The sequence below is a fragment of the Sphingomonas tabacisoli genome, assembly GCF_042678385.1.
Classification (GTDB): domain Bacteria; phylum Pseudomonadota; class Alphaproteobacteria; order Sphingomonadales; family Sphingomonadaceae; genus Sphingomonas_B; species Sphingomonas_B tabacisoli.
In genome coordinates this window covers 356,504-370,615 of the sequence record NZ_JBHUDY010000002.1, presented here as the reverse complement: position 1 = coordinate 370,615, position 14,112 = coordinate 356,504, and the positions used below count along the sequence as shown (strand labels likewise).

The 14,112-nt window shown below is 67.8% G+C and carries 12 protein-coding genes; all 12 read right to left on the bottom strand.

Annotated elements, in window-relative coordinates:
* The 12 genes from murB to ACFSCW_RS14925 all read right to left on the bottom strand — a co-directional run bounded on the left by murB (nucleotide 1) and on the right by ACFSCW_RS14925 (nucleotide 13,857).
* Entirely contained in the window at nucleotides 1–897 is an 897-nt protein-coding gene (murB, locus tag ACFSCW_RS14980) for a UDP-N-acetylmuramate dehydrogenase (protein ID WP_380890866.1), read from the bottom strand.
* Nucleotides 894–2,300, bottom strand: a complete 1,407-nt coding sequence (murC, locus tag ACFSCW_RS14975; RefSeq protein WP_380890864.1) for a UDP-N-acetylmuramate--L-alanine ligase — start codon at nucleotides 2,298–2,300, stop codon at nucleotides 894–896. The genes murB and murC overlap by 4 nt, the downstream gene beginning before the upstream one ends.
* A gap of 157 nt (nucleotides 2,301–2,457) precedes the next feature.
* Nucleotides 2,458–3,543: an undecaprenyldiphospho-muramoylpentapeptide beta-N-acetylglucosaminyltransferase gene (gene murG, locus ACFSCW_RS14970; protein WP_380890863.1), complete on the bottom strand. Its 1,086-nt coding sequence runs from the start codon at nucleotides 3,541–3,543 to the stop codon at nucleotides 2,458–2,460.
* Complete coding sequence (locus ACFSCW_RS14965) at nucleotides 3,540–4,739, bottom strand: peptidoglycan glycosyltransferase FtsW (RefSeq protein WP_380890860.1); 1,200 nt, start codon at nucleotides 4,737–4,739, stop codon at nucleotides 3,540–3,542. Before ACFSCW_RS14965 ends, murG begins: the two co-directional genes overlap by 4 nt.
* Nucleotides 4,736–6,145, bottom strand: a complete 1,410-nt coding sequence (gene murD / locus ACFSCW_RS14960) for a UDP-N-acetylmuramoyl-L-alanine--D-glutamate ligase (RefSeq protein WP_380890858.1) — start codon at nucleotides 6,143–6,145, stop codon at nucleotides 4,736–4,738. Before murD ends, ACFSCW_RS14965 begins: the two co-directional genes overlap by 4 nt.
* The gene (gene mraY, locus ACFSCW_RS14955; protein WP_380890855.1) at nucleotides 6,142–7,212 is read right to left on the bottom strand and encodes a phospho-N-acetylmuramoyl-pentapeptide-transferase; all 1,071 of its coding nucleotides are present in this window, start codon (nucleotides 7,210–7,212) and stop codon (nucleotides 6,142–6,144) included. The genes murD and mraY overlap by 4 nt, the downstream gene beginning before the upstream one ends.
* On the bottom strand, nucleotides 7,212–8,609 hold the full coding sequence (locus ACFSCW_RS14950; protein ID WP_380890854.1) for a UDP-N-acetylmuramoyl-tripeptide--D-alanyl-D-alanine ligase: 1,398 nt from the start codon (nucleotides 8,607–8,609) through the stop codon (nucleotides 7,212–7,214). The genes mraY and ACFSCW_RS14950 overlap by 1 nt, the downstream gene beginning before the upstream one ends.
* A 133-nt stretch (nucleotides 8,610–8,742) precedes the next feature.
* Nucleotides 8,743–10,161, bottom strand: a complete 1,419-nt coding sequence (locus tag ACFSCW_RS14945; RefSeq protein WP_380890851.1) for a UDP-N-acetylmuramoyl-L-alanyl-D-glutamate--2,6-diaminopimelate ligase — start codon at nucleotides 10,159–10,161, stop codon at nucleotides 8,743–8,745.
* A gap of 3 nt (nucleotides 10,162–10,164) precedes the next feature.
* On the bottom strand, nucleotides 10,165–11,856 hold the full coding sequence (locus tag ACFSCW_RS14940; protein ID WP_380890849.1) for a peptidoglycan D,D-transpeptidase FtsI family protein: 1,692 nt from the start codon (nucleotides 11,854–11,856) through the stop codon (nucleotides 10,165–10,167).
* Complete coding sequence (locus ACFSCW_RS14935; RefSeq protein ID WP_380890847.1) at nucleotides 11,853–12,476, bottom strand: hypothetical protein; 624 nt, start codon at nucleotides 12,474–12,476, stop codon at nucleotides 11,853–11,855. Before ACFSCW_RS14935 ends, ACFSCW_RS14940 begins: the two co-directional genes overlap by 4 nt.
* Nucleotides 12,473–13,390 carry a 16S rRNA (cytosine(1402)-N(4))-methyltransferase RsmH gene (rsmH, locus tag ACFSCW_RS14930; RefSeq protein ID WP_380890845.1) on the bottom strand — a complete coding sequence of 306 codons (918 nt, stop codon included), beginning with the start codon at nucleotides 13,388–13,390 and terminating at the stop codon, nucleotides 12,473–12,475. The genes ACFSCW_RS14935 and rsmH overlap by 4 nt, the downstream gene beginning before the upstream one ends.
* The gene (locus ACFSCW_RS14925) at nucleotides 13,387–13,857 is read right to left on the bottom strand and encodes a division/cell wall cluster transcriptional repressor MraZ (protein WP_380890842.1); all 471 of its coding nucleotides are present in this window, start codon (nucleotides 13,855–13,857) and stop codon (nucleotides 13,387–13,389) included. Before ACFSCW_RS14925 ends, rsmH begins: the two co-directional genes overlap by 4 nt.
* Between the last annotated feature and the right edge of the window lie 255 nt (nucleotides 13,858–14,112).

Below are 14,112 nucleotides of genomic sequence, written 5' to 3'. Positions count from 1 at the left end.
TCACGCATTTACTCCCACGCGCTGGATTTCCCATTCCAGCTCTACGCCCGAATGCGCCCTGACGCGCTTGCGGACTTCTTCGCCCAACCCTTCGATATCCGCGCTTGTCGCGCTGCCGAGGTTCAGTAGGAAGTTACAGTGTTTCTCGGACACCTGCGCGTCGCCGATGGTTAGCCCGCGGCAGCCCGCCGCATCGATCACTTCCCAGGCCTTATGTCCCGGCGGGTTCTTGAAGGTGGAACCTCCAGTCTTGGAGCGCAGCGGCTGCGAGGCCTCCCGCGCAGCAGCGATGCGGTCCATTTCGGCCTGCACGGCCGCCGGCTCCGCCTCGTGCCCGCGGAACGTCGCGGAGACCACGATCGCGCCTTCGGGCAATTCACTATGCCGATAGGTGTAGCCCAGCGCGTCCAGCGCCAGCGTCTGGCGCGCGCCGGAGCGCAGCACGACCTCGCACTCGACCAGCACGTCCTTGACCTCGCGGCCATAGGCGCCGCCGTTCATCCGCACGAACCCGCCGACCGTGCCTGGAATCGAGCGCATGAACTCGAGGCCCCCGATGCCCGCATCGCGCGCGCTCGACGACACGAGAATGCCGCTCGCGCCGCCGCCGCAGCGCAGCGTCGTCGCGTCCAACCGGTCCACTTTGGCGAAGGCCTTGCCGAGCCGGACCACCACGCCCGGCACGCCGCCGTCTCGCACGATCAGGTTCGAGCCGAGGCCGAGGCCCATCACCGGCACATGCGGATCGAGCCCTGTCAGGAAATCCGACAGATCCTCCACATCGGCCGGCTCGAACAGCCATTCCGCCGCGCCCCCGCTCTTGAACCAGACCAGCGGCGCGAGGGGCGCATGCTCGGTCAGCTTGCCGCGCACGCGGGGAAGGGCGAGCGTGCTCATGCCGCCACCTTCCCCATCGCATCCGCCAGTCCCGCCGCCCACTTGGTGATGTCGCCCGCGCCCAGGCACACGACGAGATCGCCCGGCTGCGTAGTCCCGGCCAGCTCGCGCGCGAGCGACGCCGCGTCGGCGATCTCGGCCGCGGCGCGATGCCCGCGCGCTTTCAGGCCGGAGACCAGGGCGGCCGCATCGACACCCGCGATCGGCGCCTCGCCCGCCGCATAGACCGGCGCCACATAGACGGCATCGGCATCGTTGAAGGCCGTCTCGAACTCGGTCAGCAGGTTCGAAAGGCGCGAATAGCGGTGCGGCTGGCAAACCGCGATCACCCGCCCCTGCGCCGCCTCGCGCGCGGCGGAGAGCACCGCGCGGATCTCGACCGGGTGATGGCCGTAATCGTCGATGATGGTGACGCCGTTCGCTTCACCGACCTTGGTGAAGCGCCGCTTCACGCCGCCGAACTTGGCGAAGCCGCCGCGGATCACATCGTCGGCCACGCCCAGCTCAGCCGCCACGACGATCGCCGCCAGCGCGTTCTGGACATTGTGCTTGCCTGGCATCGGCAGCCGCACATTCTCGATCGCGCGCACATCGCCGTCGCGGCCGCGGATCGCGACATGGAAGCAATTGCCGCCGCCCTCCGGCGCAACGAACGTCGCGCGCACATCGGCCTGGGCCGAAAAGCCATAGGTGACGACGCGCCGGTCCCGGATCAGCGGCAGGATGTTCTGCACTTCGGGATGATCGAGGCACATTACCGCTGCGCCGTAAAACGGCACGTTATGCACGAACTCCAGGAACGCCTTCTTGACGTCGTCGAACGTGCCGTAGTGGTCGAGATGCTCGGGATCGATGTTGGTGACGACCGCGACCGTTCCATCGAGCCGCAGAAAGCTGCCGTCGCTCTCGTCCGCCTCGACCACCATCCAGTCCGACGCGCCCAGCCGCGCGTTCGAGCCATAGCTGTTGATGATGCCGCCGTTGATCACCGTCGCGTCGATGCCGCCGGCGTCCAGCAGGGCCGCGATCATCGAGGTGGTCGTCGTCTTGCCGTGCGTGCCGGCGACGGCGACGGTCGATTTCAGCCGCATCAGTTCGGCCAGCATCTCCGCGCGGCGGACGACCGGAACGCGGTGCTCGTAAGCGTAGGCCACTTCCGGATTGTCGCGCTTGATCGCGGTCGACACCACGACCACCGCGGCGCCTTCGACGTTTGCCGCGTCGTGCCCGATCATCACCTTGATGCCGCGGCTCCGCAGCCCCTCGACCGCATAGCCTTCGGACACATCCGAGCCCTGCACTGCATAGCCCAAATTGTGCATCACCTCGGCAATGCCCGACATGCCGATGCCGCCGATGCCGACGAAATGGATCGTCCCGATATCGGTGCCGACGCCCCTCATTCTTGATCCTCCCCGGCACGGGGAGGGGGACCGCGACGCGTAGCGGCGTGGTGGAGGGGGCGGGGGGACAAGTACAGAGCGGGCGACGACCCCCCTCCACCATGCTGGCGCATGGTCCCCCTCCCCGTCCCGGGGAGGATTTGAGAAACGACGCCCCTCACGCCCCGATCTCCACGATCAAATCGGCGAGATCGCGGACGGCGTCGGGGCGGCCGCAGCTTTTGGCGCGGCGGGCGGCGTTGGCGAGGGCTTCAGGGTCCAGCCCCATTTTCTGCATCTGCTTGGCGAGTTCGACCGGCGTGAACCGGCTCTGCGGGATCGAGCGCGCGCCGCCGGCTGCGACCAGTTCCTTCGCGTTGAAGGTCTGGTGATCGTCGGTCGCCGCCGCGAACGGCACTAGGATCGCCGGCCGCCCTGCCGCCGCCAGCTCAGCCACGGTCGAGGCGCCGGAGCGGGCAATGACTAGATGCGCCCGGCCCAGCCGCTCCGGCAAGTCAGGCAGATAGGTCGCGAGCTCGGCCGGGATGCCATGCCCGGCATAGGCAGCACGGACGCGGTCGATATCCTCGGCGCGCGCCTGATGCGTCACCTGCAGCCGCGTGCGGAAAACGGGCGGCAGCATGCCGAGCCCTTCGGGCACCACGTCCGACAGGATCGTCGCGCCCTGGCTGCCGCCGGTCACCAGCACCCGGAACACGCCGTCCTCGTCGAGCGCCGGATAGGGCTTGTCGCGAAGCGCCAGCACTTCCTCGCGCACCGGATTGCCGATCAGCCGCACCTTCGCTTCGGCCTTGCCCGGCACGCGCTGCACGTCGGGATAGGCCGTCGCCACCGCCGCGACCCGGCCGGCGACCAGCCGGTTCACACGGCCCAGCACCGCGTTCTGCTCATGCACCGCCGCCGGAATCTTCGCCTTGAACGCGGCGAGCAGCGCGGGGAGCGCCGGATAGCCGCCAAAGCCCATCACAGCCGACGGCTGGAACTCATCGTAAAGCTGCCGCGCCATCTTGCGTCCCGCCAGGATCGCCCGCCCCGCGCGCAGCCAGCCGAGCGGCCCGCCGCTCAGCCGCCCGGCCGGTAGCACATGCACGTCGACACCGCCGAACAGCCCCGGAAAGCGCGTGCCGCGCTCGTTGGTGATCAGCGCGACTTGATGCCCCCGCTTCAGCAATTCCTCGGCAAGCGCATGGGCGGGCACCATGTGTCCGCCCGTCCCACCCGCCGCGAGAACGAAGTGACTCATCGCCCGCCGTTCCACTTCACGACATAGGGCGAGCGGTTGAGGTACGGGTTGCGCCGCGTGAAGGCCAACAGGAGCCCCATGCCCACCGCCAGCGCGATCATCGACGATCCGCCATAGGAGATCAGCGGCAAAGTCATGCCCTTGGACGGCGCGAGCTGCAGGTTCACCGCCATGTTGATCAGCGCCTGCACCCCGATCTGGGTGGTCAGGCCGGCGGCGGCGAGCATCGTGAAGCCGTCTTCCTCATCGAGCAGCTTCAGGAACACGCGCACGATGATCGCGAGGAAAATGAGCGCAATGGCGAGGCAGGCGATCAGCCCGAATTCCTCGCCGATCACCGAGTAGATGTAATCGGTATGGGCTTCCGGAAGCTGGAACTTGGCGACCCCGCCGCCGGGGCCGGTGCCGAAGAAACCGCCGCCGGTGATCGTCGCATGCGCCTTGTCCACCTGATAGGTGTCGCCGTCGCCGTAGATGAAGTTGTTGATGCGCGTGGTCGCGACGGGATAGAAGAAATAGGCCGCGACGATCCCGCCGAAGCCGGCGCCGATCAGCCCGCCGATGATCCGTCCGGACACGCCGGAGAGCAGCAGCAGCGCCATCCACATCGTGCCGAACACGATCGTCTGGCCAAAATCCGGCTGCTTCATCAGCAGGATCGCGATGATGCCGAGCAGTGCGCCCGAAAGCGGCACGACCGGCAGGCTCTTGTCCTGCTGGCGCAGGCTCAGCAGCCAGGCGAGGCTGACCACGAACAATGGCTTGAGGAATTCGGACGGCTGGAACTGGGCAAGGCCGACGCCGAGCCAGCGCCGCGCGCCGTTCACTTCCACCCCGATCAGCGGCACGGCGGCAAGGGCGACCATCATCACTGCGGCGCCGGCAAGCGCGAAGCGGCGCGCCTTGACTTTCGGCAGCATCGATACGAACAGCATCACCGGCAGGCTGATCGCTACCCAGAAAAGCTGGCGCCAGAAATAATGGAGCGGCGCGAACGACACGCCCGCACCCGAATAGCGATGCGCGGCCGACGGAGAGGCGGCGGCAACCGCGACCAGGCCGATCGAGATCAGCACCGTGATCAGGATCAGCAGCACGCGGTCGATTTCCCAGAACCACAGGCCCAGCGGGCTGCGGTCGGCGCGGCCCAGGCGCGTCACCTGTTTCTTGCGGCGGATCGCTGCGGTGTCGGTCATGAAAGCGCCCCCACGGCGGCGCGGAAAGCCTCCCCGCGCGCCTCATAATCCTTGAACTGATCGAACGACGCGCACGCCGGCGACAGCAGCACCGTGTCCCCCGGCTCCGCATCGTTGGCGGCGCGCCGCACTGCCTCGTCGAGCACCCCGCATTCGGCAACCGGCATGTGCGGCTCGAGCAGCCGCGCAAACATCGCCCCCGCCTCGCCGATCGTATAGGCCGAGCGGACATGGCCGAAATGCGGCGCGCAGGCATCGAGATCGTCGGTCTTGGCCAGCCCGCCCAAAATCCACCGCACTTTCGGGAACGCTGCCAGCGCCGGCGCAGTCGAGGTCGGATTGGTCGCCTTGCTGTCGTTCACGAACAACACGCCGCCGCGCTCGGCGACGCGCTCCATGCGGTGGGGAAGGCCGGGGTAGGTGCTGAGGCCGTGCTCGATCTGCTCCGCACTGAGACCAAGCGCTTTGCAAACAGCAACAGCAGCAGCAACGTTCTGCGCGTTGTGGGGGCCTTGGAGCGACGGCCACCGCGTCTGGTCGGTGATCGTATCACCATGAGCGAGATGCCATCTGCCCTTGGCCCGATAAACGCCCTGTAATGCGGCGATCCGCGCGGTGGGCTGATCGTCCCCCGAAATCACCGCATGGTGCTCAACACTCTGGATTTGGAAGAGCTTTTCCTTTGAAGCCACATACGCGTCGAAGCTCTCATACCGATCCAGATGATCCGGCGTGATGTTGAGCAGCACCGCGACGTCGCAATCGAGCGTGTAGGTCAGGTCGATCTGGTAGCTGGAGAGCTCCAGCACATAGACGCCGCCTTCGGGCAGCGGATCCTGCGCAAGGATCGGCAGGCCGATATTGCCACCCATCAGCGCCGGCACGCCTGCGGTCTTCAGGATATGGGTGACAAGCGCGGTGGTGGTCGACTTACCGTTGGTGCCGGTGATGCCGACCACCTTGTGCGGCGGCAGCTCGGCCCGCGCCTGCGCGAACAGCTCGATGTCACCGATCAGCGGCATGCCGTAGCGCTTGGCGTGGCCGGCGATGGGGTGGCGATTAATCGGCACGCCGGGGGAAACGACGACCGCCTCGAAGCCGGTGAGGTCGAGAGTGAGGGGATCGGCAATGTGCAAATCCTCCCCGGGACGGGGAGGGGGACCAGCCGAAGGCTGGTGGAGGGGGCCCGTCGCCGGATCAGGAGCCAAGGCCCCCTCCACCACGCCGCTTCGCGTCGCGGTCCCCCTCCCCGTCCCGGGGAGGATTTTGGCCCGAGCCGCCTCATTCCCATCCCAAGCCCACACCTGCGCACCCGCCGCCAGCAACGCATCCACAGTCGCCAGCCCGCTCCGCGCCAGCCCCAGCACGGCGTAATTCTTCCCGGCCCAGGCGCGCGACGTGATCATCTGACCTTCAGCGTCGACAGGCCGGCCAGCGCCAGCACCAGGGCGATAATCCAGAAGCGGATGACGACGGTCGGCTCGCTCCAGCCCAATTGCTCGAAATGGTGGTGGATCGGGGCCATGCGGAACACGCGCTTGCCGGTGCGCTTGTAGAAGAACACCTGGATGATGACCGACAACGCCTCGACGACGAACAGCCCGCCGATGATGCCGAGCACGATTTCGTGGTGCGCGACGACCGCGATTGTCCCCAGCGCCCCGCCCAGCGCGAGGCTGCCGGTATCGCCCATGAACACGGCCGCCGGCGGCGCATTGAACCACAGGAAGGCAAGGCCCGCCCCCGCGATCGCGCCGCACAGGATCGTCAGGTCGCCCGCTCCCGGCACATGCGGGATGCCCAGATACGTCGCGAACTTCGCGTTGCCGACCAGATAGGTGATGATCATGAACGCGACCGAAGCGATGATCACGGGCATGCTGGCGAGCCCGTCCAGCCCGTCGGTCAGGTTCACCGCATTGCCGAACGCGACGATCGTGAAGGCCGCGAAGGCGATGTAGAACCACCCCAGGTTCGCGACCGGCTGGGCCACGAACGGGATCCACAGGTTGGCGCCGTTGTGGCGCACGATCAGCCAGGCCGCCACGCCGGCGATCAGGAACTCCAGCAGCAGCCGCACCTTGCCCGACACGCCGGCATGGCTCGCCTTTCGCACCTTATCCCAGTCGTCGAGGAACCCGATCGCGCCGAAGCCGAGCGTCACCGCCAGGCACGCCCAGACGTATGGATTGCGCGGGTCCATCCAGAGCAGCAGCGAGACGGTCAGCGCGGTCAGGATCATCAGCCCGCCCATCGTCGGCGTGCCGCGCTTGGCGAGGTGGGTCTGCGGGCCGTCGGTGCGGATCGGCTGGCCCTTGCCCTGCCGCAGGCGCAGCCAGCCGATGAACTTCGGTCCGATGATCAGGCCCAGGAACAGGGCCGTCCCCACCGCCGCGCCGGCGCGGAAGCTCAGATAGCGGATCAGGTTCAGGATGCCGGGAAAGCCGAGCTGTTCTGCAATCAGATAAAGCATCAGTCTTCGTCCGCCTCCGCCAGTTCTCCGGCGGTGAGCTGTGCGACCAGCCGGCCCAGCCCCACGGAGTTCGACGCCTTGATGAGAACCGCATCGCCGGCGCCGATCCGCCCTTTCAGGGCATCGAGCGCGGCCGCGGCGGCGGGCACATGCGCGAACTCGGTCTGCCCCTCAAGCGCTTTCGCGAGCGGCGCCATTTCCTCGCCGACGAGCAGTGCGAAATCGACGTTCGCCTGAGCGATCGGCTCGGCCAGCTCGGCATGGAAGCGCGGGCCATGCTCGCCCAGCTCGCGCATCGCGCCCAGCACGGCGATCCGCCGCACCGCATGCTCTTCGCCCAGCACTTTCAGCGTCGCCCGCATCGAAGCCGGGTTGGCGTTGTAGCTCTCGTCGATCACCAGCGCCTCGCCGCCCGGCACTTTCACCTGCACGCGCGCGCCGCGCCCGGCCATGCCCTGCAACTCGGCCAGCGCAAGTCCGGCAACGGCCAGGTCCGCGCCCGCCGCTTCCACCGCCGCGATCACCGCCAGCGCGTTCGACACCCAATGCTCGCCCGGCTGGCCGATGGTCATGGTGAGATTGGCGTCGGGCAACTGCACCGTGATCAGCGTCCCGCCATTCTTCGCCGGCACTCGCTCCATCGCCCGCACGTCCGCGCCATTGCCGAGCCCGAAGGTTAGGATGCGCCCCGCATGCGCCTTGGCGGCCTCGACCAGAATGTCGCGCTGCGGAGAATCGAACGGAACCACCGCCGTCCCGCCCGGCTCGAGCCCCTCGAAAATCTCCGCCTTGGCGCGCGCGATTCCCTCGATCGAACCGAGCATCTCAATATGCGCCGGCGCGATCGTGGTGACGACCGCGATGTGCGGGCGGACGAGCCGGGTCAGCGCCGCGATTTCGCCGGCATGGTTCATGCCCATCTCGAACACGCCGAAGCGCGTCTCCGCCGGCATCCGCGCCAGGCTCAGCGGCACGCCGGTATGGTTGTTATAGCTTTTCAGCGATCGGTGGGCATGGCCGGGCGCGATGCGGTCGAACGCTGCGAACAGCGCCTCCTTCGTGCCGGTCTTGCCCACCGATCCCGTCACGCCGACGGTCTTGGCCGCCGTGCGCGCCCTCCCTGCGACACCGAGGGCATCCAGCGCCGACCGCGTGTCGGCGACAAGAATATGGGGATGAGGAACGGGTTGAGAAACGATCGCACCCGCCGCCCCTTGCGCGAATGCCTGATCGACGAAGCGGTGACCGTCCGTCGTCTCGCCCGGCAGCGCGATGAACAGATCGCCCGGCCCGACCTCACGGGAATCGAACGCGACACCGTCGGCGACGAAGTCGGCCGAGGCGGTTCCCGAAACCGCGCGGGCAATATCGGATGAGGTCCAGAGAGGCACTGTCATAGCCCCTCCCCTTCAGGGGAGGGGTGAGGGGTGGGGGCGCGCGTCTGCGCGCCCAAAAGACTTTTGCGCGGACTGACAGCCCCACCCCAACCCCTCCCCTGAAGGGGAGGGGCTTGAAGATGCGCCAGCCCACTCACGCCGCGCACTCCCGCGCCACCGTCACGTCGTCGAACGGCAGCACGCGGTCGCCGACGATCTGCCCCTGCTCATGGCCCTTGCCGGCGAGCAGGATCACGTCGTCCGCGCCTGCCGTCCGCACCGCTTCCGCAATGGCTTCGCGGCGCCCCGGAACCTCCGTCGCGTCCGGCACCCCGGCAAGGATGTCGCGGCGGATCGCGGCCGGTTCTTCGCTGCGCGGATTGTCGTCGGTCACGATCACCACATTCGCCACCTCGGCCGCCACGCGCCCCATTTCCGGGCGCTTGCCCTGGTCGCGGTCGCCGCCCGCTCCGAAGACGATGATCAGCCTGCCCTTGGTGTGCGGCCGCAGCGCCGCCGCGGCCGCTTCGATCGCGTCCGGCGTATGGGCGTAATCGACATAGATCGGCGCGCCGGCGCGCGTGATCGCCGCGCGCTCCAGCCGGCCGCGCACCGGCGTCACCCGCGACAGATGCTCGAGCGTCCGCGCCACATCGCCGCCGGTCGCGATCGCCAGGCCCGCCGCTACGCACGCGTTCGCCGCCTGATAGGCGCCGATCAGCGGCAGCATGACCTTGTAGCTCTTGCCATCGGCCTCGATCGTGAGCTGCTGGCCCAGGCGCGAGGGAGCGCGGCTCGAAAGCCTGAGCGTTTCCCCGCGTTCGCCGACCGTAAGCACGCGCAATCCCCTGGCCCGGGAGACCTCGATGACCTTTTGCGAATGCGCGCCGTCGTCGGCCCACACAACCGCCGCGCCGTCCTCATCCACAACTTCTTCGAACAGCCGAAGCTTGGCCGCGAAATAGCTGTGCATATCGCCGTGATAGTCGAGATGGTCGCGGCTGAGGTTCGTGAAACCGGCAGCGCGGACGGCAAGACCCTCGGTGCGCTTCTGGTCCAGACCGTGGCTCGACGCCTCGAACGAAAGGTGCGTCACGCCCTCGCGCTTCAGCCCCGCGACGTTCGACAGGAACGTCACGATGTCCGGCGTAGTAAGCCCAGTCAGCACCTGATCGTGCGCGGTCGTCACGCCCAAGGTCCCTATCGAGGCAGCGTTGTGCCCGGCGAGCCGCCAGAGCTGGCGCGTCAGCTCGACCGACGAAGTCTTGCCGTTGGTGCCGGTTACCGCGACGGTGACGTCCGGATAAGGCGCAAAGAACTTCGCCGCGAGCAGTGCGAAGGCGCGGCGCGGCTCGGACGCTGCGATGTGCGGTGCGCCTTCCACCCGCGCCTCGGGGCGAGCGACGATCGCCGCCGCGCCCGACGCGATCGCCTGGGGAATGAAATCCTCGCCGTTGAAGCGGCTGCCGCGAAAGGCGCCGAAAACGGTTCCGGGAGCGACCTTGCGATGGTCGATGGCGAACCCGGTGACAGTCTCGTCAGAATCGATGCCGGCAAGCTCCCGCAGCCGCATCGATCATTCTTCCTTGCCGTGAACGAAGGGCAACACTTCGGCCATGTTGGCCTCGCGGCCTTCGTCGGGCATCACGCCCAGCATCGGCCCGATCCGGCTGACCACGCCGGAAACCACCGGTGCGACGTTCCAGCCGGCGGTGTGAAAGCCGTAGGTGTCCTTGGTCGCCTTGGGGTCGTCGAGCATCGCCACCACCACGTAGCGCGGTTCGTCCATCGGGAACACGCCGGCAAAGGTGGTGACCACTGCGCCGCTCGTATAGCGGCCGCCGACGATCTTTTCGGCCGTGCCGGTCTTGCCGCCGATCCGGTAGCCGGGAGCGTCGGCCTTCTTGCCGGTGCCCTGGGTCACGACGAGGCGGAGCAGGGCGCGCATCTTGTACGAGGTCTCGGGCGAGAACACGCGCTCGCCTTGCGGCACAGGATTGCGCGCATCGTGCTTCAGCAAAGTCGCGGGCCGCCAGTAGCCGCCGTTGAACAAGGTGGCGTAGCCAGTCGCGAGATGCAGCGGCGAAACCGCGATGCCGTGGCCGTAACCGACCGTCATCGTCGCGATATCGCCCCAGTTCGCGCCCGGGTTCAGCGGACGGCCGCGCTCGGGCAGCTCGATCGATACTTTCTGCAGGAAGTGCATGCGCCGCAGCCATTCCTTCTGGCGGACGCCGCCGACCTGCGCCGCAATCTGCGCGGTGCCGATGTTCGACGATTCCTTCATGATCTCGGCGACGGTGCACGCCCGGCCGAACGGGTGGGTGTCGGTGATCGAGAAGCGGCCGGCCTGCAGCACGCGCGGGCAATTGTAGATCTGGCCGAAGCTCTTCACCACGCCTTCTTCCATCGCCATCGCGACGGTGAACGGCTTGAAGGTCGAACCAAGCTCATAGACGCCCAAGGTCGCGCGATTGAAGGCGGCGTCGGCACCTTGCTGCGCGGGCTTGTTCGGATTGATCTCGGGCAACGAGGTGAGCGCGATCACTTCGCCGGTCTTGATGTCGAGCACGACGCCGGCCGCGCCGATCGCGCTGAACTTCGCCATCGCGGCGCCAAGCTCGGCCTCCAGCGCCTGCTGCACCCGGCTGTCGATCGACAGCGTCGCACCGGCGGCGCGCATGTTGCCGGTCAGCTCGCGCTGCAGCACTTTTTCCATGCCCGACACGCCTTCGCCGTTGAAGTCGGTGAAGCCGAGCACGTGCGCGGCGAGCATGCCTTGCGGGTAGATGCGCTCCGGCTCGCGGCCCAGGTCGAAGCCGGGCTCGCCCAGCCGATTGATCGCGGCGACCAGTTCCGGCGTCGCGCGGCGGCGAAGATAGGTGAAGGTCAGCTTGGAGGTCAGGATGCCGTAATAATCGTCGGCGGTCCGCTCCGGCATCAGCGTCGCAAGCGCGTTGGCGAGCTGCCGCTTGTCGCCGATGATCCGGTCCGGGTGCACGCCGATCGACCAGGCGTCGATCGTCTGCGCCAGCGGGATGCCGTTGCGGTCGAGAATGTCGCCCCGGGCGCCGCCGCCAAGATGCGCGCGGTTGGTGCTGCTATCGGCAAAGATGCTCAGATAGCCGATGCGCAGGCCGATGGCGGCCGTCGCGCCGACGAACAGCAGCATCAGCAGCATCAGCCGGACATGCGAAAGCGCCACCTCGGGGCGGCGCTCGGGAAGGGCGCGAAGCTGGGGCGAGCGAGGCGCCGCGATCGACGTCACTGCTTCTTGACCTTCGCTTCCCGGGCCGCCTTGCGGGCGATGTCGCCAAGCGCGCTATCGTCGAGCAGCGCGACCTTCTCGACGATCGGGGTCTTGGCCGCCTTCGGCTTCGCGACGGGCTTGGCCGCGGGCGTGTCGACCGGCTCGATCATCGCGACCGTCTGGATCAACGGCGCCGTCCGCTTGGCCGCGGGGATCACCGGCGCGTCGCCGCTATGCGTGTCCTGCACCACCGCCGGCTTGAACGTCGGTCGGTTGGCCGGAGCGGGCGAAACTTCGGCGCTGGCCAGCGCCGTCGAGGCCGCCGGCTTGCCGATGTCGCCGCCTTCCGCCGGCGCATAGGACGCGAGCTGGACGCCGCCCGGCACATATTGCCCGACCTTCGGCGCCGCGAGCGCGAGCACGTCGTGATTGTAGGATTCGAGCTGATGCAGGCTCGCGCGCGCACTGAACTCGGTCTCCAGCGTGCGGATGTCGTTCTGGGTCTGCACGATCTTGCGCTCGACGCCTTCCAGCGCCGTCCGCTCCGCCGCCACTTGCAGCGACACGAGATAGAAGCTGAGCGCCGCTCCTGCGACACCCGCAACCCAGCCGATCGGACGCAACCGTCTCGTGATCATGCCCCTACACTCCACGCCTTTGCATCGGTACGCCGCGCTACCCGCAACGTTGCTGACCGGGCGCGGGGATTGGCCGCCGTCTCGCGCGCGCTCGGCCGCACGGCTTTCCCCACTGCCTCGAAACTCGGCCGGCGCTTGTTGATCGCCGGCAGATGGCGCGAGCCCGCGGGCGCCTGGCCGCTGCGGTCGCGCAGGAATTGCTTCACCAGCCGGTCTTCCAGGCTGTGAAAGGTGACGACGGCCAGCCGGCCGCCCGGCGCGAGCACGCGCTCGGCCGCTTCCAGCCCGCCCTTCAGCTCGTCGAGCTCACGGTTCAGATGGATGCGGATCGCCTGAAACACCTGGACCGCCGGGTCCTTGTCCTTGCCGGCGATATAGCCGACCGATTTGCGCACCACCGAAGCCAGTTCCAGCGTGCGCGATAACGGCCGCGCCGCGACGATCGCCCGCGCGATCCGGCGGGAACGGCGCTCCTCGCCATAATCGTAGATCACGTCGGCGATCTCGGCTTCGTCGGCGGTGTTCAGCCACTCGGCGGCGGTCTGCCCTGCCTGCTCCATCCGCATGTCGAGCGGACCGTCGGCCTGCACCGAAAAGCCGCGCTCCGCCTGGTCGAACTGCATCGAGGACACGCCGATATCCAGCGTCACCCCATCCACCGGCAGCGCATCGCGTTCGGCGAGCGCCTCTTCCATCTCGGAAAAGCGCCGCTCGATGAGGATAAGGTTCTCCGCCGGGCTTGCCGCGGCGATCGCATCCGGGTCGCGGTCGAAGGCGAACACCCGCGCGCCCTTCGCCAGCATTGCCCGGGTATAGCCGCCCGCGCCGAACGTGCCATCGACATGACGCTCGCCCGGCTGGATCGCCATCGCGTCGATCACTTCGTCGAGAAGGACGGGAACGTGGGCGCTCATTTCGCGCCTCGCTTGGCGCGCGTGAACTCGACCAGCTCTTTCAGGTTCGCATCGACGCCCTCGGCCGCAAGCAGCACGTCCGGGTTCCAGATCTCGAAGAAATTGCCGGCGCCCGAAAACACCGCGTCGGTGCCGGGCGTGAGCTTCGCTTTCATCGCGTAGAAGTCCGGCAGCACGAAGCGGCCGCTCGCGTCGAAGCCGGCCGATTCGGTCAGCGCCAGGGTGCGGCGCTTGGCGTTGAAGTCGATCTCCGCGCCCTGATCCTCCAGCGCTTCCTCGCGCCGCTCGAGCCGGTCGTGGCTGCGCTTTAACCAGGCGGGGTCGTAAGCGATCAGGCACGGGTCCTTGGGGTGGAGCGCGATGACGACGGTGCGCGCGTCGCCGCCGCCCGCCTCGACATTCTTCTCGATGACGGCGCGCATGGATGCGGGGATCGCGACGCGGCCCTTGCCGTCGACCGCGGTCATCGCAAATCCATTAAAGGCTTCTCGTTCGCCCACGCGCACCCTTCCCGGGCGGGGCGCAAACCAGCTCGTTCCGGGAAACGCCTTTTCAGCGCCGCCCGGTCACGACTCGAATCAAGGGTATAGCCCCGCCTGTAATGCCATTCTTACCTTGGGCAGGAACGGGACACAACGGGATTTTGCGGGAAAATCCGGGAAATTCGGAGAGATCAGGCAGAATCGGGCGGCGCGCGACCCGTCTGGCGAACGATGTTCTTG